We start from the raw sequence: 25,212 nt of genomic DNA, 5'->3' as shown, positions 1-25,212 counted from the left end.
CAATGCCCCATAAGAATCAATTTATTCCTTGGGTTCAAAAATGGCTGTCAGGACCAAGTCTCCCTGCACATTTCCGCCCAGCTCCTTCACCGGCCGATGCCACTGATTGACCCAGCCTTTAAATGTGAAGCCCGGCTTCCAGGCTGGTTTCAAGGTAATGTTCTGATTCATCGTATAGCGGGATGGATTGCTGCGGGCATTGTAGCCTCCGTCCAAATGATACTGAATGGTGAATACATCCGCGGTCCATTTGGCATACAGCGTGCAGTCGTTGTAGATCTTTTGATCAAATGAAAACGGAAAACGGTATTCTTCATCCCAATACCAGCCGGCAAATGCATGTCCCATACGCATCGGATGCGGGAAAGGTTCCAAATAGCGGTCGGTATTAATGTGTTTTGGATCGATCCGGCCGCCGCCGTACGTCTCAAAACATACCTCACAGGGATCGGAAAACCTTGCCTCGATGTTCATCGCCTCGGTCGTCCCGGCCGGGATCGCATAGATGGGTTCCCCTTGATAATACCAGCCTTCAAAGATCTTGCCGGGATACGTCGGCGGATAGAGTTCCAGCTCCGGCGCCTCGCAGGTGACATACTTTGGATTTTTACGGCTGTTGATGCCGCCGTGCATCTCATAGCGGATCGGATACCAAGAGGGGATCCATTTGTCATATAAAGTCGTAACACGAGGTAAAATTCCGCCCGGATTGATGCGCTTCGTACACTCGGGATCGATGTACCATCCCACAAATTCATATCCTTTTTTGTTCATATTCTTTCCTCGTTGAAATTTAAAAAAACGTTTGCTATAATAGCTGTGCTGTCCTCGTAGCTCAGTTGGATAGAGCAATCGCCTTCTAAGCGATCGGTCGAGGGTTCGAATCCCCCCGAGGACGCCATTCGCAGAAAACGCCGTACGGCGCTTTTTTTATGCCCACTCATCTTCAAACACCAAACGGGCCGAAAAACGGGTGTAATCCAGGTCCAGCACCGCATAGCTCGGCGCCCGGCCGTCCCGCGGCCAGGCAACAGATCCAGGATTCAGCAGAAAGACCTGGTCAAGTACTTCAATATGTGAAACATGCGTATGTCCGTAACAGACGATATCGCAGCTTTCCATTTTTGCCATGCGCGAAAGATGCGCTTCACGATGAAAATAAGAACAGCGGTCCGAATGGATCAGCAGGATCTTATGACCGAGCACCGGAATAACGCGCTGCCGCGCGAATGTACCAAAAAAGTCATTGTTCCCCTGCACAAATGTCCACATCGGATATCGGATCGGATCGTCTTCCAGATCACCGCAGTGCAGATACAGATCCGCATCCGGATTTTGTTCCTGTATCCTGTCTAAAATATCATTCCGTCCATGTGAATCACTGGCGACAATGATTTTCATAGTCCGCCTCCCTATTCGTTTTCTAAATCAGCTGTTTCCATGCAGTCATGTGAACTGTGCATGGTTTTTGCTTCATCTATACCCACATATCGCAGGATGAACGGCTGATACAGCATATTTGTATCGGATTCTGTTCCGCTTGGATAACGGATGATAAATCCGTACCGATACGCATTTTCCTCCAGCCAGATCATCTCTTCTTTTTGTTCATCGGTCAGCTGCTCTTCAACAGCCGTATAATCAACAATGCCGCCATTATTATTCTGCACGCAGAGCTCATACCAGTTCTGTGCACCGCTCAGTTCGATCGTAAACCCCAACTGCGCTTCGTTTTGTCCCGGCGGCAGCACGATCTCATCGATGAGATCGCCGTAGGCTTCCTGTTCGCTTGGATACGCATTGGCCAGCGTTTCATACGATTGATAGCCTGAAACGACATCCAGATCTTTGGAAAAGATCTTCTTATAATCCGCTTCCATTTTTTCCAAGTGGCTGGCCGCTTCACTGCGCAGCTGGATCGAACCGACCGTGGTGAGATCGGACGGCGCATAATGATAAACAGAATGTTCCGCATCCAATATCGTATACATATCTGTTGGATCATCGATCAGATGCAGATTGTTCTGTTTGGAAACTTCCTCTTCATAAAAAGATGTCAGTTCCTGATAGGTATAATTTGTCAGCAGTTTTTCCAATGAATCCCGTGTAAAATTCGTCTGATAGCGGTTGACGAAATTTACGATATATTCATTATCCGCATCGCGGGTTTCTTTTGCGGTTTCATAGTATTTTGTATAGTGAATATCAAAACCGTCGATCTTGATGAAATCCATGTATTCTTCCGGTTTGATCTGCTGCGAGATCATATAATCAATATCGTCTTCATCCAGATATTTCAGGATCACGTTCCGGTTTTTGTCCGTAGCATATTGATAACGTGCCAGCGGGTCATACGATTGATTCAGCTTCATGAAACAGAAGCAAGTCATGACAGCACAGGCAAGGATCAAAAGCCACCGGGCACGCAGTACTTTCCGATTCATGGATTTATTATAGCACATCATTGTTCATTTTCATGAAGACGCACATATAAGTTGTGCGCTGTTTCGGCCGGCACGACTTCGGCCAATTCAGTTTCGGTCGCCTGCCGCATTCGTTTCATGCTTTTAAAACGTTTCATCAAGGCATCTTTTCTTGCCGGTCCGATGCCGCTGACGGTATCTAAAATGGACTTGGTCATGGACTTGCTGCGCAGCTGCCGATGATACGAAACCGCATAACGATGAACTTCATCCTGCATCCGCGTCAGCAGAAAAAACAAGTCGGATTCCTTATCCAGCGGTACTTCATTCAGCTGTTCGTTCATCAGCGCCCGGGTCGTGTGTTTGTCATCTTTGACCAGACCGGCAATCGTGAGATCAAGATCAAGCATTTCTTTGATTTCTTTGGCGGCCATGATCTGCTGGGCGCCGCCATCGACCAGCAGCAGATCCGGCATGGGCTTTTTTTCTTTCAGCAGCCGAAAATACCGGCGGTAGATGACTTCTTTCATACTGTCAAGATCTGAGCGGTAGCCGTCTAATTTATAGCGGCGATATTTGCTTTTATCGGGTTTACCATCCGTAAAGACCACCAAGCCGCTGACATTAAAAGCACCGGCGATATGTGAATTATCAAAGATCTCCACCGTGTGGATCGGTTTGTGGAAGATTTCCGAAAGCTTGCTGTTGGCGTGAGTGAGTTCCCGTTGTTTGCGGAATGCCAGCGCAAATTTCTGCTCATGTGCTGTTTTGGCATTCTTGGTCACCAGATCCACCAAAGTTTTCTTTTCTCCCCGCTGCGGAATGTGCACATAGGTGTTCAGTGCCGCAGCCAGCATCTCTGCCGGCGTACCGGCGGGTACAAGGATTTCTTTGGGCACAATATTATTTTCATAGTACTGCAGGATAAAGCTCACAAACGCATCCATTGTGTCTTCATAGATCGGCGCCACGGTCAGCGTCCGTTCCAGCAGTTTTCCATCACGGATGAAAAATCCTTGGAACGATATATAGCCTTTATCTTCATAATATCCAAATACATCCCGGCTCTGCCGATCTTTGAAATCGATGATTTGTTTTTCCATCACGTGCTCTACCGACTGGATCATCTGGTGATAGTCCTGGGCTTTTTCAAAAAGCAGCTGATCACTGGCTGCCTGCATTTTTTGATTCAGATCTTTTAATATCGAACCGGCATCGCCTTTCAAAAAGCGCCGGATTTCTTTGCGGTATTTTGCATTTACGGCCGGATCCGTTTCATGGATACATGGTGCCTGGCACTGATGCATATGGTAGTACAGACAAGGCTGTTTCGGAATGTGCCGGCATTTACGGATCGGATACAGCGTATTGATCAGTTTTACCATTTCCTGTGCTGAATAGGCACTCGGATACGGTCCGAAGTATTCATACTTTTTATTGCGGACATTGCGGGTCGTATAAACCGCAAAATCATCCTCATCGGTCATGACAATGTAAGGATAGGACTTGTCATCCATCAACATAATATTGTACGGCGGGTGGTGCTTTTTGATCAGATTGATTTCCAGCAGCAGTGATTCTTTTTCAGAATCTGTAACGATGAACTCAAAGTCCCGAATGTGACTGACCAGACGCGTCGTTTTTTGATCATGCGCACCGTGAAAATAGGAACGCACCCGATTTTTCAGCACCTTTGCCTTGCCGACATATAAAATATTGCCGTCTTCATCTTTCATGATGTAGCAGCCGGGCTGATCCGGAAGCAGAGCCAGTTTATCCTGTAATTTTTTTGAGATCATGGCACACCTCCTATTTCAATGTTACGATCGTTGCGCCCAGACCGCCGTCATTGGGACCGGCTGCCGTAATTTCTTTCACCGCCGGCTGATGATGCAGATCGTCCCAGACAGCCTGACGCAGTTTTCCTGCCCCCATGCCATGCACGATGCGGACCTGGGATACATGGTTGGCGACGGCTTGATCGATATAATCATCCAAAGCTCGCAGACCTTCATCCACATGCATGCCGATGAGATTCAGCTCCAGCGGCATGCGTTTCTTCGACGATAGCAGATGGAGCTCGGTTTTTTTCTTCTGCACATTCGGCCGTTGGATTTTTTTCAGACGGTTCATTTTTACTTTCATCTTCATTCCGTTCACTGAAACGGTGGCTTCCTGTTTACGGATGTCGGTAATTTCGCCGTGGCTGTTCAATCCATCGAGCTGGACATAGTCGCCGACTTTTAACTTTGGTGTTTCTGCCGGCTCTTCCGGGATCGGCTCCGCCAGTGCATTCAGCTCATGGATCTTTTCGGTTTGTTCATGGAACTTCGTATTTTTCTGTTTCCGCAGTGTACGTACGATGGCATCTGCCTCATTGCGTTTTTCTTCCAGCATCTCATCCAGTTCACGGGCATAGTTTTCATCCATGTCGCGCTTTTTCGCATCCATGGCCTCTTTTTTAGCCTGTGCTTCGCGCTGGACCCGATGGGCATCTTCGATCAAGGCCCGGAAACGTTCTTTTTGTTCATGGACTTCATTCTGCATTTGTTCCAGATGTTCGATTTCTTTTTCGCTCTGCCGGGCATTTTCTTCCTTAAAAGCATAAGCGCGCTTGAGGATACTTTCTTTTAAATGATATTGTGCCGCAATATCAAACGCATAGGATGCCCCGGAAACTCCTGGAATGAACCGATACGTCGGATGCAGTGTCTCTGCGTTAAATTCCATGCTTGCGACCAAGATCCTCGCATCGGTCTGGCCGAATGATTTCACCTGATGATAATGCGTGCTGGTCAGCACGGTACATTCCCGATCCATTAAATATTCAAGAATAGCAACCGCCAGTCCGGCGCCTTCGGCCGGATCCGTCCCGCTGCCCAATTCATCCAGCAGCACAAACGAATTCCGATCACAGTTGTCACAAATACGGGCAATTTTAGAAATGTGCGCTGAAAAGGTCGATAAATTATTCTCGATCGATTGATTGTCTCCGATCACAAACCACAATGATTCATAGAACGGAATATGGGCCGTGTGGCATAAGACCGGAAAACCGGCATGCGCCAATGTCACAAACAATCCGATCGTTTTTAAAGTGACCGTCTTGCCGCCCATGTTCGGCCCGGAAATCATCATACAATACTGTGATTCGTTGAGCGTATACGTATTGGCTACGACGTTTTCCGGATCCAGCAGCGGATGCCGTGCTGCCTCCATATAAAGTTTTCGGCGGTTATTTTCCATCAATGGTACACAGCCGTCTTTTTCATACGCCCAGCGGGCCTTGGCCATCGCTTCATCCAAGTACGTCATCGTTTCCAGATCCGAAAGCAGCGCCAAAGCATTCTTCCGGACCTTTACGGACAGTTCTTTGCAGATGCGGTGTTTTTCCGCTTCGATCTCATCATTGATGTTCTGCAGACGGTTGTTATAGGTGACAAAGCTGCGCGGCTCCGCATAAAAGGCCTGACCGCTTTGACTGCTGCCATGCACCATACCGCCGAATGTATTCTTATCCTGTGCCCGGACCAATACGCACAATCGTCCCTGGATCGTAGTGGTGACGGTTTCCATCAGCTGCTGGGAATGACTTTTGATAAAGTCGCGGGCCGTGGTCTGCAGATGCATCCGGACATCGTTGTATTCACGATGTTTGTTTAATAAAAGCGGACTGGCATCGTCTTTGACCATACCGGCCGCATCAATTTGTTCCTGAATGCTGCGGACCAGCGGACGGCAAAGATCCATCGACTGAGACAATTCATTTAAATGCGGCGCTTCACTTTCATTCAAGGTCCGATGCACCGACTGGCAGGCATTGAGAAACAACCGGACCGCATTCAGTTCGGGTCCGGACAATACCATTTCTTTGCGGGCGCGGACGACCGCATCGCGGATGTCGGAACAGCCGGTAAAATTCACGTAAACAGCTTTTCGTTCTAATTCCATTCCTTCTTTGACCAATTCAAGCGCCTGCTGGATTTCATCGTGACTGTCCAGCGGCATCGCCGAAAGAATCGCATCACGGCTGCAGGAAAAAGAAGCATGTCCGGCAATCTGCTGCAGCACTTTATCATAATCGATCGCCTGATCGAATTCTATTTTACATTCCTCATTGGTTCGTCTCATGCGAAATTGTCTGTATCCTTTCTTTTGCATTATAAATCACACTTTGATCCACATAGTCTTCGCCGTTCTGGAACAGTGCCGAAGTCAGGACCCGGGACACTAATTCCAGAATGATGATCACTTTCAGCACGCCGACTGCCAGGCCAAGCAAATGATTGATCACAGAAAGCGGATTGGTCTTTTTCAGTGATGGGATCAGCAGCCGCACCACGCCGGTGATCAGACGCATGCCTAAATACAAGGCAATCATCCAAAAGACATCGTTCATCAGCGAATCATCCAAAACCTGATGGGCGGATGCCCAGGTATCGTAGGACTGAAAAGCGACATAAAAAGAAACTAAGATCGCAAGTATATCATATAAGATCCGGAAAAATCCTTTCTGATAGGAGCGCAGCAATGTCAGCGCGCAGACCAGAAACAGGATAATATCAATGACTTGATAAGCAGAACTGTTAATAATCATACAAAATATTTTATCATAATTTGAAGTGTGATACACTTCTGTTATGGGAACGATCACCAAAAAAATGAGCAGGCAGGAGATCATGGACCTGAAAAAGCGCCTGGCGCATTCGATTCGTAAAGAATCCCAGCCTGCCTATACCTATTACCAAATCAAAACAGAAGAATGCACGATCACAGCCTATACCAGCGGGAAAGTTGTTTTTCAAGGCAAGGATCTCAGCTGGATGGAACCGGAACAAGAAACATCAAACCGGTATCCGCAGGCTGGCAGCGATGAAGTCGGCACCGGCGATTATTTCGGTCCGGTAGTTGTCTGCGCCTGTATCGTGACTGCAGAAATCAAAGATCAGCTGAAGGCATTGGGCGCAGCCGATTCGAAACAAATCAATGATGCCAAGATCCGGCAGATCGCTCCGGACATTCGGAATTTGTGTCCGCATTCAGTGCTGATCCTGATGCCGGAAAAATACAATCGTGTCCATGAGCAGCACAATATGGTGGATCTGAAATGCCTGCTGCACAATCAAGCGTATGTGAATTTAAAACGCAAAGGCTTTACGCTGCCGAATTTTAGGATCGTCGATCAGTTTGTCAGCGAAGCCTCGTACTATAAATATCTTCAAAAGGAACCGGATGTCATCCGTCCGATCCATTTTGAGACCAAAGCCGAAAACAAATATCTTTCGGTCGCCTGTGCCAGCATTCTTGCCCGCGACACATTTTTACGAACCTGGGATGCTATGGAACAAAAATACGATTTTCATTTTGAAAAAGGGGCCGGTCAGGCGGTCGATGCATGTGCTGCAGAATTCATCCGTCGGTTCGGGACCGATGCATTATCCCAAGTTGCGAAGCTGCACTTTGCGAACACAAAAAAAGCCCTGCATCAGGGCTGCGGTTCCACGTCTGCCTGAACGTGAACTTTGTACGTGAGCTGTACAAGTTCCACGCCGGCGTCGCGGAACATTTTTTTACTGGCGGCATTGCTTGGGATGCCGTCATATTTATCACTTTCATACACCACACAGCGGATGCCGGACTGAATGATCGCCTTGGCACATTCATTGCATGGGAACAAAGAAACATAAATCGTGCATCCTTTCAAGATCCTGGATACTATTTAAGATCGCATTCAGTTCTGCATGCACCACATAGGGATACTTCGTGCCCAGGTATTCCCCGTCCCGTTCCCACGGATACTCATCGTCGCTGCAGCCGCGCGGAAAGCCATTGTAACCCAGTCCTACGACCCGTTTATCACTGTTGACGATGCAGGCCCCCACTTGGGTGTTGGGATCTTTTGAGCGCAGTGCACTTAAATGAGCCATGCTCATAAAATAAGCGTCCCACGACAGCACATTGTTTCGTTTCATTGATTCCCCTTCTTTCATTGTAAATTCTGCTCCAAATAAATCAAATTTTCACCGGTGGTTTCTGAATACATCCGATCGAGATTTTTGGCAACCTGTTCGGCCCAAGCGGCATTGAGATGGTCCTTTTCATATTGCAGGACATCCAGATCGGTGATCAAATAGATTTCATCAGCCGGGATCTCCCGATGGCTCCAGGCGCATATGCATAACGCTGCTGCATAAACGCAGAATAAAGCAGTCACCCGTTTCATCCGGCTGCCGTTTTCGATCAGACACGATCCGAGCAGCAGGCCTGTCAAAAATCCGCCCAGATGCCCCATGTAGGAGATCCCAGGCATAAAGTTGATCAATACGTTGATCACGATCGTCGATACCACTGCCGAACGCATACGCGGATCGTTCAGGCCGCCGAAACGCTTCAGGATCATAAAAAGCGCCGCCATCAGTCCATACAAACCGCCGGACAGCCCGACGGTGACCAGATTGCCTTGAAATGCATATATGAACAAAGAACTGCCGATCACGGATCCGAACAGCAGCAGACTGTATTTTTTTGATCCGAATAGTTTTTCTAAGATCGGCCCCATGATCAGAAATGAATACAAATTCCCAAAAATATGCCACAGATCCACATGCACAAATGCGCATGTCAACAGCCGCCAGATCTCACCGCCGGAAATCAGAGCTTTATAGTAAGCCCCAAAGATGATCGCAGTTTCCGTGCTGTTGAACCCGGTATTGACCGTATGGATCAGTGTAAATACACCCAGGCATAAAATTGTAACGGCAGCTGTGACCGGTGCCTCACGCAACTGCTGCAATGTGCGGTTCATAATATGCCCTCCCGCAGCTGTTGTAACACCTTCTGCATCTCTTCCGGCATATCGGCATGAAACGTCATCGTTTCCCCGGTTGTCGGATGTACAAAGGTCAGCTGATATGCATGTAAAAGCTGTCCGTCGGCTGGGATCGTTTTCCGATAGCCATATTTTGGATCACCGGCAACGGGGTGATCGATATAGGCCATATGGACCCGGATCTGATGGGTTCGTCCGGTCTCCAGCTGACAGCGGACAAGCGCATAATCTTTGAAATTTTCCAGTACTTCAAAATGCGTGACGGCTGGTTTTGAATTTTTTGCGGTCACTGCCATTTTCTGACGATCTTTCACATCCCGACCGATCGGCGCATCGATGGTACCGTAAAGATTGGAAAAGGGATGATGAACAATGGCCAGGTATTCCCGGCGGCAGGTCTTATCTGCCAGCTGGGCGCTGAGTGCCTGATGGGCATGATCATTTTTAGCCGCTACAAGCAGTCCGGATGTATCTTTGTCGATCCGGTGGACAATGCCCGGCCGGATCGTCCCATTGATCCCGCTGAGATCCGTACAGTGGGCCAGCAGCCCATTGACCAATGTATGTTCATAATGTCCCGGTGCCGGGTGAACGACCATGCCGGTTGGTTTATTGATGACGATCAAATCGCTGTCTTCATAGACGATATCCAGATCCATTGGCTCCGGTTTGACTTCTAGTTCTTCATCCGGCGGCACTTGAGCGAAGATCTCATCGTCGGTCTTCACTTTATAGCTGGCCTTTTCCCATTCCCCGTTCACCTTGATCAGCTGTCCGTCGATCAGTTCACGGATCCGGGTCCGGCTGCACGGCAGAACATCTGCAGCGGTTTTATCGAGACGCTGACCGGCCTGAGCCGCCGTTACTCGGAACTCATACTTTTCCATCTTCTTTTCTCCTTTATATCATCGCTCAATGAAATGATCAGAATGGCTAAAAAGCCGCATGTGATACAGATGTCCGCGACATTAAAGACAGGAAACGCATGACCGAATAGATTAAAACTGAAAAAATCACGCACATACCCGAAACGGAAACGGTCGATCCAGTTTCCCAGCGCCCCGGCAAAAACAAAAGTCAGGCTCATTTGGATGCGTACGTCTTGGGTTGTACAGTAAATATATAAAATGGCCGCTTCCGCAATGATCGTCAAGATCGTAAAAAACGGCAAACCGGCGCCTTCTAGAATACTGAAGCCGGCTCCGGTATTTTTTACATACGTTAAATCAAAAAAATTATGGATCACTTCGACCCGTGAATAGACCGAAAGTTGGTTGGCAATGGATGATTTCGTCAGCTGGTCAAGAAAGACCAAAAGTACGGTAAGGATCAAAGATAAGAACAGCGTTGTCTTTTTAACTTTCATACCTTCACCTCCCTAAAACATTTTATTCCGGCGATGCAGAAACAGCATCTTCACAAACAGCCAGATACTCATCGCAAATGCGATCATGAAACCGAGAAAACCGATAGCAGGGATGCCGAGGATGCGCGGTTCCATATTGGTCATGCATAATAACGACGAGCCGATCAATAAGGCAGCGATCAAAATGCAGACGATCAGACGATTGACCATCCGGTCCACTTTGGCAATTGGTTCTGCACTGCCCATCACATTCAGATTGAGTTTCAGCCGGCCGCGTTCTGCCAGACGCAGCAGATCGCTGGTCTGCACCGGCAGATCCATGGTCTTCATCGTGATCCGTGCACCTTTTTTAACGCCTTTTTCGAGGACATCTTTGGTGCTGACCGTCCGCCAAGAATCCTTATGGGTCATCGCTATTTTCATGATGTTGCATTGTGGATCCAGATCCATCAAAGTACCTTCCATCGTCATCATCGACCGTGCCAGCATCGATACGCCTTTCGGCAGCTGGATGCGGTATTTATGGCAGATCGCAAAGACTTCCTGGATCATCTTAGCAATGTCGATTTCTTCGAACGACTGATCGACATACTGCAGCATGAATTGTTCAATTTCCCACATCAGCTGCATATAATCGATCTCTTTTTGGCAGTTGCCCAACGTTAATATGCAGTCGGTGATCGTCAGCACGTCTTTGGTGCCGACGGCTTTGACGACTTCCCGCATGACTTCCCGCTCTTTGGCATCCAGCGTGCCCATCATGCCAAAATCGATCCATACAATTTGATGATTGCGGATCCGGAGATTGCCAGAATGCGGATCGGCATGAAAAAAACCTTTATCGATGATCTGTGTGATGTAATTGTAAGCAAGCTTGTCGGCAATTTCTTTGCAGTCATACCCTGCCTGCTCCAGGGCCATATGATTGTTGATCTCCAGGCCGTCTACATACTCCATCACCAGGACGTATTTGGTTGAATAGTCAGTGTAGATGATCGGCGCATCGATGAATTTGCAGTCTTTGTATGCCTGCTTAAAACGCTGGGCAAAGACCGCTTCGATGGTAAAATCCATCTCCTCTTTGGCGGTTTCCCAGAATTCATCGATCACCATATCCAGATCGACCACAGAACTGACCGCATCGGAAAGATTCATGACGCGGGCAGCCCGGCGCAGCAGCTTGACATCACGTTCCATGGTTTCATAAATACCCGGACGCTGTACTTTCACGACAACGGATTCCCCGGTCGGCAAAGTCGCAGCATGTACTTGGGCAATGGACGCAGCACCCAGCGGCTCTTCGTCAAAGGAAGTAAATACTTCATCCCAAGGCTTATGATAGGCTTCTTCAAGTACTTTCCGCACCGTTTCGATCGGCATTGGTTTGACATTGCTGCGCAGTTTCATTAATTCCCGGCAATAACGTTCCGAGAAAATATCCTGCCGGTTTGACAGGATCTGGCCAATCTTTACGAATGTCGGTCCCAGCTCTTCAAGAATATTCCGAAGCTTGACCGGATCCAGGCCTTCGTTCACTTTATATTTGCGCAGAATGGAAACAATCTGCAGAAAACGGGTGTTGTTGTTACTTGAATTTTTTCTTGCCATGAACGTTTCCTTTCCTGATATGAAGCGGCGTATTGGAAACGGCAGCCGGACGGACCAATGTCCGGAAGGCATCGGTCGTCGTGCAGAAAGCGTCGACTTGCAGTTTCGGTCCGATCATTAAACACTTAAACAGAAATGTTCCCCAGTTGTTCATATAAATTTCCCCTTATAGAGGTATTATAACACGGAAAATTTATTCACAAAGAAAAAACGTTATGTCCTTTATATAAAGGACATAACGCGATGATTCTCAGTCTGTGAACTTGTCGTAGAACTCCATGCTTTCCAAGACCGAGGTATCTTCGATCGGATTGTCATCCAGGCGCAGGGCTTCCAGGAGTTCCAGATCTTTCAGCGGCGTAACATCAGTGATGTAGTTTGCCTTTAATGTCAGTGACTTCAGGAAGATCAAATTCGACAGCGGCGTCAGATCCGTAATGGCGTTGTGATCCAAGCGCAGGTACGAAATATATTTCAGTTTTGACAGCGGCCGCAGATCAGAAATGATGTTGTTGTAGAGATCGACGCTGCATAAGTTTTCCAGTTTCGATAAAACCGAAATATCGCTGACATCGTTGTTCTCCAATGAAAGGATCTCCAGCTGTTTCATGTCTTTCAGACAGTTAATATCTTTGACCTCATTGCGGCCGACGTTCAGATCGACCATTTGTTTGCAGCCTTTCAAGACCGAGATCTCTTTGATGCGGTTGGTGAACAAATCCAGATGTACAAGATTTTTTGCGTTCTTCAAGAAGTTAATGTCTTCGAGCTGGCAGAATTCTGCACTGAAACCGATCAAATTGGCTGTATTTGTAAATTCATTGGTGTGTGTAAGTTCATTTTTCGAAACATTCAAATATTCCAGCGATTTCAGATTATTGAGCAGCCGCATATCCGAGAATCCGGTTTGTTCCATATACAGTTTCTTCAGATTCGGCAGTTCTTTCAGGAAATCAAAGCTGGATGGATGATTATAAGAAAGATCGAGTTCTTCCAGTTCCGGGAATTCCTTCAAGATCGAGTAATCCGTCAAATACGGACAGTTTTCTACGTTCAGTTTCTTCAGATGCTTCATTGAAAGCAGCGGACTTAGATCACTCATCAAGTTCGTCGACAGATCGAGCTCTTCAATGTTGGAAAGATAGGTCAGATCTTCCACATTGTATAAGCGCATACCGCCCATGTGCAGATATTTTAAGTTCTTCAGCGTACCTAAGATCGCATAACTGAACGGTCCGTTTTCCGTGTTGACGTAGATTTCCTCCAGTTTCTTGCAGTGTTCGACATATTCGATGCTGTCAACTTTGGCTTTCTCCAAATTTAAGGCTTCCAGATCGATCATCGCTGCAATCGCTGATACATCCATGGTATATAGGTTATTGTGGGCGATGTTCAGCCTTCGCAGCTGACGGAATCCATGCAGTGCCTGAATATCACGCAGCTGATTGATCGAAACGTCAAGGATTTCCAGGTTGCGGAGGTCTTTGATCGGTTCAAGCGTCTGCACTTTGTTGTCGGAAATGTTCAAGGATTCGAGGTTTTCGGCATATTCCAAGCCCGTCAGGTCCTGGATCTCCAGTCCTTGCAGTTCCAATTTGACCAGATTTTTCATATTTTCCGGCGTTATTTCTTCAGGTTTTACGCGCAAGGTCTGAGCAACTCTTTCGCGCAATGCATCATCTTTGATCAACATATTCCATCCTCCTTTGTGATGTTTTTATTTGTATGTCATTTCAATCAACTAAATCATAACAAAATTTTGTTCCAATGAACAGATGGAACAATTCGAAAAATGGACAAATTGGTCTAAATATGATAAATTAATGTTGGTTAAAGATTAGACTAATTTTTTGACTTTTAAAATAAGTGATTATGTATGCGGATCCTTATCCTAACAGTCAATGATGTGGCTTGATCTGGGAGGTAATTAGCATGAGCACTGGTAAAGTAAAATGGTTTAATGCTGAAAAAGGTTACGGATTCATTACCAATGAAGAGGGCAAAGATGTCTTTGTTCACTATTCTTCCATCAATGCGGAAGGTTTCAAAACGTTGGAAGAAGGCCAGACCGTGACGTACGATGTGATCGATACGGACAGAGGTCAGCAGGCGAACAACGTAACTGTCGTTAATTCAGCCGAATAGTCAGCTTGACCCGCAGGAGCACATTCGGTGCTCTTTTTTATTAGGAGTGTTTGATATGGAAAATTTTGATCGTTATGAAACCGTGCGCGAATACGTTTATGGGGAATATTCAAAAATTGGCAGCCGGGCTTTCCGGGTCGCAGCCATCACCCACACCTCAGCCGTTGACACGTGCATCACACTGCTGGCGATGAGCCGGAATTCAAAAATTGAAAAAGCGAAGATCGCTGCCTTGCTCCACGATTTTGCCCAGTATATGCAGAACTGCGCACATTCGGAACATGCCCGGCTTTCCAGCATTCTGGCGCATAAATATTTGTCCAGCACGCATTTATTCAAAGTATATGAGATCGACGATATTTGTTACGCAATTGCGCAGCACTCGCACAAAGAATCATATGATTCCCCGTTATGTGAACTGCTGAAAGATGCAGATATCATGGCACGTTTTCTAGAGAATCCGAATATGGAACTCACTGGCATAAAAAAACAGCGCCTGCTGGATGCCTGCGCTGATTTAAATGGTTCGGATTAGAACTGAAGATAATGAAGATCAACTTCCTTGATTTGTGTTTGGATCTGTTTCCAGATCTGCACAAATCTTTTTTTATCGTAAACGATACAATCAATATACGAATAACTTTTTCCGATCGCACCGCCGATCACATTGGCCGTTTGTGTCTCTGTGAACGTGCGGTCCAGTTTTTTGGACAGTTTTTGTCTGAAAACTGCATCTTCTTTGCTTCGAAAAAGATTGTTGTAGTAGATATATCCGTATTCCCCGCCTTTGGCTTTCAGATCGGAAAGGACATCATTTTTATTTTCAATGGTTTCTTCGATCAGCAGCGGATGGGTGGTAAAGATGAACTTCATGTCCTTCCGCAGTGAATCGCTCGCAAAATCCTGGATCGGCTGATAGACCGAATAAATATCGATCGGCCGATCATAGGTTCGCCAGTCCTTTTGTTCGACGATCTTCATGATCGTTTCATAAAAATCGATCAAGTTGCAGAACTTTGCGTCCTGTTTGGGTTCATCGATCGAAGCGATGCGCGATAAATAGGCTTCATAGGCACATTCACCGATCGCCGTTTCGATCAGGTACATGCTCATTTCTTTTTTACGCTCATCGTTGCCGATCAGGTGATACCCAGGACAATAGAGTTCCGCCTCCAAAGACTGGTTTTTTTCATTGATTTCATAGAAAACGTAGAAATCATTGATATAGTATTCATACTCTTTGATCTTCAGACAGGCCTGTATGGCTTTCTGCGACATCGGCGGCAGACAGGAATTGATGATCCAGCCTTTCTTGACAGATTCCGGTGCCAGTGCTTTTACATATTCGCACAAGTACTGCGTGGTCTTGTTCGGACCAGTATCAAAGGTCATTTCATAATCATCATAACCGGATTCGACAAAAAATCGGGCCCCGGTCATTTCTGAAACTTTTTCATCGAGCGTTTCGATGATTTGATTCAGCGATTCATAATTCTGTTCCGCCAGGTCTGTACGAATTTGTTCCTCTTTCGTAAGAAAATGTTCCCAGAATGCTTTCACATGAGTGGTTACGCTCATCGGTATTCCTCCAGTTTTGCGGCCAGACGTTCGGCCAGGATGGCATGCGTTTCCGGATCTAAATGCACACCATCATAGGTTCCCGCTGTCACATCCGGATCAAAATAGTCGGCATGCATATCCGCGGCAATTTTCGCAAGTGCTTGCCCGGCGTTTTCCAGCATATCATAACCTTCCTGTCCGAAGCTGTAAACCGTCATTTCGTTTGAACGATAAGCGGGGTTCATCCGCGGCGGCCGCACGATCAAGATCTGCGGTTTCTTCCCCACAACTTGATAAAGGACCGGATCCTTGACTTTTCGCAGCAGCGTACGCATCCCTTTGTATAAGGACATCACATTGGTATGATAGATCCGTTTGGCATCATTGGTGCCAAGCATCACCACAAATACATCGATCGGCACATGGCTTTTGATGACCATCTGTACATTTTTGGTGCCGTTTCGATCCGGATCAAAAGGATCATCGAAACATAAAGTACGGCCGTTGAGGCCTTCTTCTATGATCTGGTCATCCGGCATCCGTTCCCGCAGCACGGCCGGATAACGCCGTTCAAAACGGCATCCCGTCCGGGCGTCATAGCCCCAAGTATTGCTGTCGCCGTAAAGCAGGATCCGCATGTTATCCGATTGAATCGCTCATATCCAGTTTTAACATCTGGTTGAGCTCGACCGCATATTCCATCGGCAGTTCGCGGGTAAACGGCTCCAGGAACCCCATGACGATCATTTCCGTTGCCTGCTGACGTGAAAGTCCGCGGCTCATTAAATAGAACAGCTGTTCTTCGCTGATGTTGGAAACCGTCGCTTCGTGTTCGATCTGCGATGTTTCGCTTTGGGAAATGTTCAGCGGGATCGTATCACTGCGGCTTTTCTTATCGAGGATCAGCGTATCGCATTCCACTTTGCTTTTGGCTTTGTCGGCATTTTTTGTATGACGGACCCAGCCGCGGTAGTTGACTTCCCCGCCGTTACGGGCAACCGATTTCGAAACGATCGAACTGCTCGTATGCGGCGCCAGATGGATCATCTTCGCCCCGGCATCTTGTTTCTGTCCTTTGGATGCGACCGCAATCGAAATGCAGGTGCCTTTGGCATAAGGTTCGGCCAGGATACAAGCCGGATATTTCATATTGATGTGGCTGCCGACGTTGCCGTCGATCCATTCCATATGTCCGTTCTCATATACCTTGGCCCGCTTGGTGACTAAGTTCAGGATGTTGTTGGACCAGTTCTGGACGGTTGAATAGCGGCAGCGGGCATTTTTATGAACGTAAATTTCTACAACAGCTGCATGCAGCGAATCTTTCGAATAAATCGGTGCCGTGCAGCCTTCGACATAGTGCACGTCCGCCCCTTCGTCGACAATGATCAAGGTACGCTCAAATTGTCCCATCTGCTGCGAGTTGATCCGGAAATACGACTGCAGCGGTTTTTCCAAATGTACGCCTTTCGGGACATAAATAAAGGAACCGCCTGACCATACAGCTGTATTCAATGCCGCGTATTTATTGTCCGAATACGGGACCAGCTTGCCGAAATACTTACGGACCAGCTCCGGATGCGTGCGCAGTGCCGTATCCGTATCCAGGAAGATGACGCCTTTTTCTTCGACTTCCTCCAGCATATTATGATAAACAACTTCGCTTTCATACTGCGTAGAGACACCGGCTAAAAATTTCTGTTCCGCTTCCGGAATGCCCAGCTTATTGAATGTGTTCCGGATCGTTTCCGGAACTTCATCCCAGCTTTTTTCCTCTTTTTCACTAGGTTTGATATAGTAGGTGTAATCATCAAAATCGATCTCACTCAGATCCGGGCCCCAGTTTGGGTTCTTTTGTTCCAGAAATGAATGATACGCTTTCAGACGGTTTTCCAACATCCATTCTGGTTCGCCTTTGATCTTGGAGATCGTGCGGACGGTGTCTTCGGTCAGCCCTTTTTTGGTCTTAAAGACACTGACGTCCTTGTCGTGAAAACCGTATTCATATTCATTGGAAAATTCGATGTCTTTGGGATCACTCATCTTTCTTTTCCTCACTTTCATCGATCATCTGGCGCATGGCTTTCCAGCCGATGGTGGCACAGTTGATCCGGTTTGCCTGCTTGCCGACGTTCTGAAAAGCAACTGCTTCTTCCAGCAGATCTTCGTCATACTCTTTCTGGTCGATCATCGCAAAATAGTTCTTAATGATCTCACGGGCCTGTTCGACGGTCTTTCCCTTCATGAGTTCAGTCATGATCGACGTGCTGGCTGTTGAGATGGTACAGGCGACACCGTCAAATCGGACATCTTCGATCTTTCCGTCTTTGATTTTCGACTGGACAGTGATGTCATCAATACATGAATCGCTGGCCATGTGACGGGAATTATAATCGCTGTCGTCTTTTGTCAGTTCCCGGTTGCGCGGGTATTCATAATGGTCCATGATGATATCCCGCATCAGGTTTGGATCGATATCCATTGTCATCTTCCTTTCTTCTCTTAAAAGAATATGTCAATACATTTTTCCAGCGTTACTGTCCGCAGCGCTTCTGCCAGCCGGTCAGCCTCTTCTTTCGTATTGTAAAGATAGAAGCTGGCCCGGACCGTCGCAAACGTGTGCAGAACATCCGGCAGCATCTTTGCACAATGTGTGCCGGAGCGCACCGCAATGCCTTGGGTATTCAAGTAGCTTGCCAGATCCTGAGAAGGTATCTGTTTGCCCTGATCCATGACATTGAACGTGCAGATGCCGCTTTCCGCGTTCTTATTGTATAGAATCAAATTGTCCATATCGGAAACCTGATCCAAAAAGTAATGTTTTAATTCCACTTCGTGTGCATGGATCTCGTCCATGCCGATGCTTTCCAGGTATTTCATGGCCGCTGCCATGCCGATGGCTCCTTCGATCGGCTGTGTGCCGCTTTCAAACTTCAGCGGCGCATCTTTTAAGATCAGCGATCCGCTGCGGTCGAAACGCGCATTGGATTCGCCGCCGTAAAACACGGGTTCCAATGCATCCATGTATTTTTTCTTTCCGTATAAAATACCGATACCGGTCGGCCCGCACAATTTATGTGCTGATAACGCAAAGAAATCCACATCCAGATCCTGGACATCGACCTTCATATGCGGTGCGCTTTGGGCACCGTCGACCACCAGCAGAATGCCGCGTTCATGGCAGAGTTCTGCCATTTCTTTAATGGGTGCCATCTGTCCTAACACGTTAGAAACCTGTGCGACGGCCACCACTTTGACTTTATCATGTAAGGCTTTCTTAAAATTGGAAATGGTAATTTTTCCTTCTTCATCCAACGGAATGAATTCAATCTTCGTACCAGCTTTTTTTCCGGCCTGCAGCCAAGGCAGATAACTGGAAGCGTGTTCGCTTTCATCGGTCAGAATGACATCCCCTTCATGAAGCATCTGCTCGGTCACCATCAGCGCTACTTCATTCAGCGCCTGTGTGCTGCCGGAAGTAAATGCGACTTCTTCTGTGTATTTCGCGTTGATGAATTTCTGAGCCGTCTTTCGTGCGCCTTCAAAAGCTGCATCGACCTGTGCGCTCATTTCATAATCGCCGCGGTGGGCGTTAGCTCCAAGATATGTATAATATTTGGTTACCGCATCGATGACACACTGTGGTTTCAGCGCGGTCGCTCCATTATCCAAATAAGCCAGCGGCCGGCCGGACATTTTTCGTTGTAGAATCGGAAAATCATTCCGTATCGCTTGTACGTCCATTCAATCCCACCTTGCTTTCCATTTCGGCACGAATCCGATCGTGCAGATCCTGATCTTCGATCATATCCAGCACCGGCAGAAAATAGCCGACGCTCAGCAGTCCGATTGCTTGTTTTGTCGTCAGGCCGCGCGACTGAAGATAGTAAAGCTGTTCTTCATCCGGCTGGCCGATCGTCAGCGCATGGCTGGCTTTTACTTCATTTTCATCGATCAGCAGCAGCGGGATCACTTTGGCTGTATGATCTTCGCCGAGGGTCAGTACGCGGGTTGCCTGATGGGACTGAGCTTCCGGACAGTTTTTCTCGATATTTCCGTTGGCGACCATTTCGTAATTCCCGCGGTCCAGCAGCACAGCAAAGTTCCTTATCTCGCCATGCGTATGTCCGGCCGTATGACGGACTTCCAGATCACCGGTCTTCTTTTGATCGGCCATGCACAGCTGGCCGGACAGGATTTCAAAGTCTGCGCCTTCATTCTGCAGTTCGACCAATTGGTTCCAGTGCAGCGGTGCGTTCTGCAGATCAAGCAGGCCCATGCGGCAGACCGCATCCTTCTGCATTTCGATGCGGATATCCACATCAGCAGCCGATTCTGCTTGATTATAGATAAAAAGCTGCAGATGGCTTTCTTCCTGCATCGTGATGTTCAGTTTCAGCGCTTTTGCATCCGGTTTCAGCGTAATAAAGAATGTGCCCTGCGCCTGCGGAGCTACGATCGGATCGTTTTCCAGGCTTCCGGATACCGATATTGTCCGGGCAAATGTCTCCTTCAATATCGTTTCCATACTTATGCTCCTTGTTTGACAGCGCAGCTTCCCAGCGAAATTGGTTGTTTGGTTTCTTCCTTTGCCGCTTTTACATGATATTCTTTTTCGATCCATTCATATCCATCGTGATCGACTTTTTCCACCAGTTCTTGATCGCCGGATACGACGATTTGTCCGTCGATCAGAATATGTGCATGCGTCGGCTGCAGATATTCATAGAAACGCGCATAGTGCGATACGATCAGCAGACCGGTATTCATTTCGCTTTGGCACTGTTTGATCGCATTGCTGACGATCCGCAGGGCATCCACATCCAAGCCTGAATCGATTTCATCAAGCATCGCAATGCTTGGTTTCAGCATCATCATTTGAACGATCTCATTGCGCTTCTTTTCGCCGCCGCTGAAACCATCGTTTAAAAACCGATGCGCCAGATCCGGCTTCATTTCCAGCTGCTCAATGGCTTTATCCATTTCTTTGATGAACTTGAACAAGCCGATCGGCTGCTCACGGCGCGCATTGATGGCGCTGCGCAGAAAGTCGGAATTGGTCACGCCGGAAATTTCCGATGGATACTGCATGCCCAAAAACAGACCGGCCTTGCTGCGTTCATCCACTGGCATCTCCAGTACATTTTTCCCATCTAAAGTGATCGTACCTTGGGTGACAGTGAATTTTGGATTGCCCATGACCGCGGCCAGCAGCGTACTTTTGCCGTTGCCGTTCGGTCCCATCAGGGCGTGCGTTTCACCGGATCTTACAGTCAGATCCAGTCCTTTTAATATTTCTTTTTCTTCCACAGAAACGTGAAGATCTTGAATGACTAATTCGGTCATTTTTATCCCTCTTTTCGCCGTTAATAGTAACAAACTTTACCATAAATCTCAATTGAAACGATTATTCGCGGACAGTTCTTTTTTCATTCATTGCATTTTAATGATATAATTCGTATAATTGCAATGTTTAAAGGAGGATTACCATGCGTGATTTCTTAAGGGACAACTGGTTCGTAGTGGTCATTGCCGTCGTGATCATCGGATTTGTTTCCTATTTTATTTACGACAGTACAAAATATAATGTGTCCGGCACGACTTCCGATGGAGAAGACGTCGTGGCCAGCACCAATAAAGGCGATGTGACGGCAGATGATTTATATGATGAGATGTCTGCCTCCGATTCTTCCCTGCTGTACAATTTGTATCGCAATGAAGTTGTCGATCAATCCATCGAGACGACAGATGATTTGCAGCAGGATGCCGATGATCTGAAAGATCAGATCGATTCCACTGCTGAGCAGCAGGTTTCCGACTATAAATCGTATCTAGGTCAGGAACTGGCTGCTTATGGCTACAACGGATACGACGAGCTGGACGATTACTGCCTGATGAGCGTTAAGCAGAAAGAGATGAACCGCCGCTATGTCAAAAAGCATTATGACGATCTGAAAAAAGCGGTCGAGGATCAAAATCCGCGGACGATCTCCATCATTCAGATCAGTGTAAGCGATCCGGATAACCTGACTTCGGATGAGCAGAAGAAAAAAGACAACATCGACAGCGCTCTTTCCAAGCAAAGCTTTGCGAAAACCGCAACGGCTTATTCAGAAGATTCAACAGCCAGCGATGAAGGCGTATATGGTTATGTGGACGGTAAGACGACTGAAAGTTCCAGCAGTTCTCTCGATGAATCGGTCATCAATGCAGCACTGGATCTGAAGAAAGGTGAAACCAGCGATTGGATCACCGTGACGGATTCGGACTCGGGCACATCTTATTTATATAAGGTCCATGTGGATGAAACGGATCTGAATAAGATTTATAAATCCAAGAACGATACGATCAAGGATCAAGTGCTGAATGCTTTCTTAACGGATAATACAGGATTGGAGTATACCGTTGTTCAAAGTTATGCGAAAAAGCTGGATATCAAACTCAGCAAGAGCACGAAAAAGAAGATCAATGCCTACATTGAAGAACAGAAGAAAGGAGACGACAGCAGCGATGAAGAAAATTAGTATTCTGCTCCTGTGCGGTGCGTTTCTGCTGACGGGCTGCTCCGGCCATGTTACATCTGTTTCCGACGGCGATCAAGAATTGATGACCATCGGTGATACGACGATCACAAAAAATGATGAATATGAACTGCTCAAGACCTATGAAGGTTCCGATGTCATGATGTCCGAAGTGGCATCCATTATCTATAAAAACGAAATCGGCACGACCAAAAAAATCCGTAAGGAAGCGGAACAACAATATGAAGAATTTGCTTCCAGCAGCGATGATCCGGAAGCCGAACTTGAAAGCAAAGGATACAGCAGCAAAGAAGATTACATTGAAAATTATTTGATTCCAAGCATTCAGTCTGAAAAACTGGTCGATAAATATTTTAAAGATGATAAAAAGACCATTAAAAAGAAATACAAACCATCGGTTGCGAAGATCTTGGAATGCGATGATAAAGATACGGCAGAAAAAGCCTTGAAAGAACTGAAAGACGGCAAAGATACTTCTGAAGTATTCGATGAATACCAAAGCGATGATGCAAACTTCAGTGACGAAGAAACATTGGTTTCCACGCAGACATCCAGTGTTCCGACGCGTCTTGTCAATACCTTGTACAAGCAGAAAAAAGCCGGTGTTGTCGATGAAGTGTTCTCAGATAGTTCGGATTCTGACAGTTCAGACAGTTCCGATTCAAGCAGCACAAAGTATTATGTAGCAATTTTAGTGAACAATGATTATGATGAAATCATCGATCAAGTCCGCGAAAGTTTATCTTCAGATTCTGATGTAACCTCTGCATGTATGGAATATTATTTAAAGAAATATGATTTTGAAGTGCATGATCAGGAAATCTTCGATTATCTGAAAGAAAACAATCCAGAATACTTGGTACAATATCCGGAATTAAAAGATTCGGATGATGATTCTTCCAACTAAAAATGAGTGACGCATACGCGTCACTTTTTTAGTGCTTCATATTGCTCTTCCAAATCAAATCGGTAATTGAATTCTTCCGCATCCTGCAGGCCGATGTAATACAGATATTCAATATCCTCCTGATTGAATAAGTAAAAATGTGAACTATCGATCAATCCTTCCGGCCATAGACAGCCGGCATAATCGTAGATTGCCTTCTCGCCAACCTTGTTTTGGATCCGTCCGATGATCATCAGGCGCTTACGTCCTTTATGCAGTGTGACGACCGTTCCCAGCGGCATTAAGTCTTTCATCCTTCACCTCCCTAATATTGTACATTGACTTTAAATCCTAGCCCGGCAATGAAACCGAGATGACTGCCGAATTCCCATTCTCTATTTTTATGATGATACGATATCTGGGCTTCTGCACTGCCGACAGAACCCGAACCTGTTAAAGAGACTTTTGCGCCAAATATCGATAATGACGTTTCTACTTCCCCGCGCAAAGCCGCTGCGCCGACACCGAGATCGAATGTTTGTTCATCGGGAGAGAGCACTGCCTCCGCATTTGCGTAAACAGTACCGACCTGACCGGTCGCATGGGCATGTCCGCGGAGCCATTGATTGCCGGCATTCGCATAGACCGTACCGGATAATACGGATGCTGATGCTTTCCCAGTTAGTTCCAGATGCGGATACAGTTTTTTATTTTTAAATAAAGAAGCTTCTGCCTTCCCCTTGAGATCGACCGCACCGACATCTGCATTGATCCCGCCGTCGACACCGTGCCAGTGAAACGGTTTTCGGCATTCCCCATAGGCCCAGTGTGCTTTTCCGCTGATATATGAAGTTCCAGATGTTCGATGCACGATGGAACGTAAATTGAGATAATGCGAAGTCGATGTCTCCCACTTTGATGATTGGTTGACCGAATGATCCAGTTCTTCATAGGATACGGCTGTGCCGTACAAATAGTCGGCAACAGACTGCAGTTTTGCTTCAATGACAGCTTGACGATCCTGCATCGCTGCTGTCGGCAGCGGCGGTGCAGGACCAGCTAAAATGGATACCTTATGTGCAAGCCTGCGCCATTCATCGGTGTTGATTTTCATAGATTTGCCACTCCTGCAGCTGGATCTTACAGAGTGTATATGTCTTTCGTAAAGCAGAAACCAAAGAAGTTCCGTTTTCAAGATCTGCGCATTGTCGGATACAATCCTCAATGGCAGACATCAAATGAAGGTAGTAATCCATTTAGGAATGGATCGCCTTCTGCAAAGATTGTTCGTTTTCCTGATACACCTGTGCGGTCTGACGCAAAAAAGCCGCATACTGTTCCAAAGCAGATTCATAATTGCGGAATGCCGGAATCAAAGTTTGAAACTGCTGAAGCAAAGCTTGTGAAGCCGGTGAACGCCAAGCTTGATCGACGGTATTCATACGTGCCTGCACATCATGAAAAATTGTCGTGACTTGATTATTTAAAGAGCGCAGGGATGCTGCGTACTGGCGGACTTGTTCCGCAGAAATTTGAACTTGTGCCATTGTTTATCTATGCCAGACGGCGGGCCGAAGCCGCTCGTTCATTTTGAAGCTGTTCATATTGATGTGCGCTGCGTTCCAAATAGGCAGCATACTGACGAATGATCTCTGTCATTTTTTTCAGCTGCGGCTGAAAAGAGTCCAGCTGAGCAATAAAAGCGTTCTGATCGGTTCCTTTCCAGACAGACTGCATCTCATGCATGCGCATGTACATTTTCTGAATGGCTTCTTCGTACTGATTGGCTTTTTGTTTCAGACAGGATGACGTATGCAGAACATCCTGCGTTTGAATTGAAATATTCATAATTT

The 25,212-nt window shown here is 46.8% G+C and carries 28 protein-coding genes, 1 tRNA gene and 1 pseudogene; 6 read left to right on the top strand and 24 right to left on the bottom strand.

Going from position 1 to position 25,212, the window contains the following annotated elements; all coding sequences use genetic code 11:
- Window positions 1-21: 21 nt before the first annotated feature.
- Window positions 22-774 (bottom strand): InlB B-repeat-containing protein, encoded by a 753-nt coding sequence (locus tag HNQ47_RS08165; protein ID WP_183328908.1) that lies wholly within the window; start codon window positions 772-774, stop codon window positions 22-24.
- A gap of 50 nt (window positions 775-824) precedes the next feature.
- Between HNQ47_RS08165 and HNQ47_RS08160 the strand changes: the two genes are divergently transcribed.
- Window positions 825-901, top strand: a tRNA-Arg gene (locus HNQ47_RS08160).
- Between the two features lie 29 nt (window positions 902-930).
- On the opposite strand, the gene HNQ47_RS08155 is transcribed toward HNQ47_RS08160, so the two are convergent.
- The 5 genes from HNQ47_RS08155 to HNQ47_RS08135 are packed head-to-tail and all read right to left on the bottom strand — an operon-like array spanning window position 931 to window position 7,020.
- Window positions 931-1,401 carry a YfcE family phosphodiesterase gene (locus tag HNQ47_RS08155; RefSeq protein WP_183328907.1) on the bottom strand — a complete coding sequence of 157 codons (471 nt, stop codon included), beginning with the start codon at window positions 1,399-1,401 and terminating at the stop codon, window positions 931-933.
- Between the two features lie 11 nt (window positions 1,402-1,412).
- Window positions 1,413-2,444, bottom strand: a complete 1,032-nt coding sequence (locus tag HNQ47_RS08150) for a M15 family metallopeptidase (protein ID WP_183328906.1) — start codon at window positions 2,442-2,444, stop codon at window positions 1,413-1,415.
- A gap of 17 nt (window positions 2,445-2,461) precedes the next feature.
- Entirely contained in the window at window positions 2,462-4,222 is a 1,761-nt protein-coding gene (gene uvrC / locus HNQ47_RS08145; protein WP_183328905.1) for an excinuclease ABC subunit UvrC, read from the bottom strand.
- A gap of 10 nt (window positions 4,223-4,232) precedes the next feature.
- Complete coding sequence (locus HNQ47_RS08140; protein ID WP_183328904.1) at window positions 4,233-6,554, bottom strand: endonuclease MutS2; 2,322 nt, start codon at window positions 6,552-6,554, stop codon at window positions 4,233-4,235.
- On the bottom strand, window positions 6,538-7,020 hold the full coding sequence (locus tag HNQ47_RS08135; RefSeq protein WP_183328903.1) for a CvpA family protein: 483 nt from the start codon (window positions 7,018-7,020) through the stop codon (window positions 6,538-6,540). Before HNQ47_RS08135 ends, HNQ47_RS08140 begins: the two co-directional genes overlap by 17 nt.
- Window positions 7,021-7,063: 43 nt before the next feature.
- Here HNQ47_RS08135 and rnhC point away from each other — a divergent pair, with 43 nt between their 5' ends.
- Window positions 7,064-7,936, top strand: a complete 873-nt coding sequence (gene rnhC / locus HNQ47_RS08130) for a ribonuclease HIII (RefSeq protein ID WP_183328902.1) — start codon at window positions 7,064-7,066, stop codon at window positions 7,934-7,936.
- On the opposite strand, the pseudogene HNQ47_RS08125 reads toward rnhC, so the two are convergent.
- The 7 genes and pseudogenes from HNQ47_RS08125 to HNQ47_RS08095 form a co-directional block, all read right to left on the bottom strand.
- Window positions 7,909-8,395 (bottom strand): annotated as a pseudogene (locus tag HNQ47_RS08125) (deoxycytidylate deaminase). The gene rnhC and the pseudogene HNQ47_RS08125 sit on opposite strands and share 28 nt — an antisense overlap.
- A gap of 14 nt (window positions 8,396-8,409) precedes the next feature.
- A complete protein-coding gene (locus HNQ47_RS08120; RefSeq protein ID WP_183328901.1) occupies window positions 8,410-9,228 on the bottom strand; it encodes a rhomboid family intramembrane serine protease in 819 nt (272 codons plus the stop codon).
- Complete coding sequence (locus tag HNQ47_RS08115) at window positions 9,225-10,139, bottom strand: RluA family pseudouridine synthase (RefSeq protein WP_183328900.1); 915 nt, start codon at window positions 10,137-10,139, stop codon at window positions 9,225-9,227. Before HNQ47_RS08115 ends, HNQ47_RS08120 begins: the two co-directional genes overlap by 4 nt.
- A complete protein-coding gene (gene lspA, locus HNQ47_RS08110; RefSeq protein ID WP_183328899.1) occupies window positions 10,115-10,618 on the bottom strand; it encodes a signal peptidase II in 504 nt (167 codons plus the stop codon). The genes HNQ47_RS08115 and lspA overlap by 25 nt, the downstream gene beginning before the upstream one ends.
- 12 nt (window positions 10,619-10,630) lie before the next feature.
- The gene (locus tag HNQ47_RS08105) at window positions 10,631-12,226 is read right to left on the bottom strand and encodes an ABC1 kinase family protein (RefSeq protein ID WP_183328898.1); all 1,596 of its coding nucleotides are present in this window, start codon (window positions 12,224-12,226) and stop codon (window positions 10,631-10,633) included.
- Window positions 12,204-12,380 (bottom strand): hypothetical protein, encoded by a 177-nt coding sequence (locus HNQ47_RS08100; RefSeq protein WP_183328897.1) that lies wholly within the window; start codon window positions 12,378-12,380, stop codon window positions 12,204-12,206. The genes HNQ47_RS08105 and HNQ47_RS08100 overlap by 23 nt, the downstream gene beginning before the upstream one ends.
- A gap of 96 nt (window positions 12,381-12,476) precedes the next feature.
- The gene (locus HNQ47_RS08095; protein ID WP_183328896.1) at window positions 12,477-13,919 is read right to left on the bottom strand and encodes a leucine-rich repeat domain-containing protein; all 1,443 of its coding nucleotides are present in this window, start codon (window positions 13,917-13,919) and stop codon (window positions 12,477-12,479) included.
- 239 nt (window positions 13,920-14,158) lie between these two features.
- Here HNQ47_RS08095 and HNQ47_RS08090 point away from each other — a divergent pair, with 239 nt between their 5' ends.
- Entirely contained in the window at window positions 14,159-14,371 is a 213-nt protein-coding gene (locus tag HNQ47_RS08090; protein ID WP_183328895.1) for a cold-shock protein, read from the top strand.
- A gap of 55 nt (window positions 14,372-14,426) precedes the next feature.
- Window positions 14,427-14,906, top strand: coding sequence for an HD domain-containing protein (locus HNQ47_RS08085; RefSeq protein WP_183328894.1), 480 nt, complete (start codon window positions 14,427-14,429; stop codon window positions 14,904-14,906).
- Here the strand turns inward: HNQ47_RS08085 and HNQ47_RS08080 are convergent.
- From HNQ47_RS08080 to sufC, 7 genes are read right to left on the bottom strand one after another with little or no spacing between them, the layout of a single operon-like run.
- Window positions 14,903-15,949 (bottom strand): hypothetical protein, encoded by a 1,047-nt coding sequence (locus tag HNQ47_RS08080; RefSeq protein WP_183328893.1) that lies wholly within the window; start codon window positions 15,947-15,949, stop codon window positions 14,903-14,905. The two genes, HNQ47_RS08085 and HNQ47_RS08080, sit on opposite strands and share 4 nt — an antisense overlap.
- Window positions 15,946-16,569 carry a GDSL-type esterase/lipase family protein gene (locus HNQ47_RS08075; protein WP_183328892.1) on the bottom strand — a complete coding sequence of 208 codons (624 nt, stop codon included), beginning with the start codon at window positions 16,567-16,569 and terminating at the stop codon, window positions 15,946-15,948. Before HNQ47_RS08075 ends, HNQ47_RS08080 begins: the two co-directional genes overlap by 4 nt.
- 1 nt (window position 16,570) lies before the next feature.
- Window positions 16,571-17,974: a Fe-S cluster assembly protein SufB gene (gene sufB / locus HNQ47_RS08070; RefSeq protein ID WP_183328891.1), complete on the bottom strand. Its 1,404-nt coding sequence runs from the start codon at window positions 17,972-17,974 to the stop codon at window positions 16,571-16,573.
- Window positions 17,967-18,413, bottom strand: a complete 447-nt coding sequence (gene sufU, locus HNQ47_RS08065; RefSeq protein WP_183328890.1) for a Fe-S cluster assembly sulfur transfer protein SufU — start codon at window positions 18,411-18,413, stop codon at window positions 17,967-17,969. Before sufU ends, sufB begins: the two co-directional genes overlap by 8 nt.
- A gap of 20 nt (window positions 18,414-18,433) precedes the next feature.
- Window positions 18,434-19,675 carry an aminotransferase class V-fold PLP-dependent enzyme gene (locus HNQ47_RS08060; RefSeq protein ID WP_183328889.1) on the bottom strand — a complete coding sequence of 414 codons (1,242 nt, stop codon included), beginning with the start codon at window positions 19,673-19,675 and terminating at the stop codon, window positions 18,434-18,436.
- On the bottom strand, window positions 19,650-20,459 hold the full coding sequence (locus HNQ47_RS08055; protein WP_183328888.1) for a SufD family Fe-S cluster assembly protein: 810 nt from the start codon (window positions 20,457-20,459) through the stop codon (window positions 19,650-19,652). Before HNQ47_RS08055 ends, HNQ47_RS08060 begins: the two co-directional genes overlap by 26 nt.
- Window positions 20,460-20,461: 2 nt before the next feature.
- Window positions 20,462-21,277, bottom strand: coding sequence for a Fe-S cluster assembly ATPase SufC (sufC, locus tag HNQ47_RS08050; protein WP_183328887.1), 816 nt, complete (start codon window positions 21,275-21,277; stop codon window positions 20,462-20,464).
- Between the two features lie 143 nt (window positions 21,278-21,420).
- Between sufC and HNQ47_RS08045 the strand changes: the two genes are divergently transcribed.
- On the top strand, window positions 21,421-22,455 hold the full coding sequence (locus HNQ47_RS08045) for a peptidylprolyl isomerase (RefSeq protein WP_183328886.1): 1,035 nt from the start codon (window positions 21,421-21,423) through the stop codon (window positions 22,453-22,455).
- A complete protein-coding gene (locus HNQ47_RS08040) occupies window positions 22,442-23,380 on the top strand; it encodes a peptidylprolyl isomerase (protein WP_183328885.1) in 939 nt (312 codons plus the stop codon). The genes HNQ47_RS08045 and HNQ47_RS08040 overlap by 14 nt, the downstream gene beginning before the upstream one ends.
- A gap of 20 nt (window positions 23,381-23,400) precedes the next feature.
- Here the strand turns inward: HNQ47_RS08040 and HNQ47_RS08035 are convergent, their stop codons facing one another.
- The 4 genes from HNQ47_RS08035 to HNQ47_RS08020 all read right to left on the bottom strand — a co-directional run bounded on the left by HNQ47_RS08035 (window position 23,401) and on the right by HNQ47_RS08020 (window position 25,207).
- Window positions 23,401-23,673 (bottom strand): DUF4176 domain-containing protein, encoded by a 273-nt coding sequence (locus HNQ47_RS08035; RefSeq protein WP_183328884.1) that lies wholly within the window; start codon window positions 23,671-23,673, stop codon window positions 23,401-23,403.
- 11 nt (window positions 23,674-23,684) lie between these two features.
- Window positions 23,685-24,473, bottom strand: coding sequence for a hypothetical protein (locus tag HNQ47_RS08030; RefSeq protein ID WP_183328883.1), 789 nt, complete (start codon window positions 24,471-24,473; stop codon window positions 23,685-23,687).
- Window positions 24,474-24,615: 142 nt separating this feature from the next.
- Complete coding sequence (locus HNQ47_RS08025) at window positions 24,616-24,906, bottom strand: WXG100 family type VII secretion target (RefSeq protein ID WP_183328882.1); 291 nt, start codon at window positions 24,904-24,906, stop codon at window positions 24,616-24,618.
- A 7-nt stretch (window positions 24,907-24,913) separates the two neighbouring features.
- On the bottom strand, window positions 24,914-25,207 hold the full coding sequence (locus tag HNQ47_RS08020; protein ID WP_183328881.1) for a WXG100 family type VII secretion target: 294 nt from the start codon (window positions 25,205-25,207) through the stop codon (window positions 24,914-24,916).
- Window positions 25,208-25,212 lie beyond the last annotated feature (5 nt).

It is taken from the genome of Catenisphaera adipataccumulans, from assembly GCF_014202755.1.
Taxonomy (GTDB): domain Bacteria; phylum Bacillota_I; class Bacilli_A; order Erysipelotrichales; family Erysipelotrichaceae; genus Catenisphaera; species Catenisphaera adipataccumulans.
Note: the sequence above shows the minus strand (reverse complement) of the source record. Positions and strands in the feature narration are given on the sequence as shown.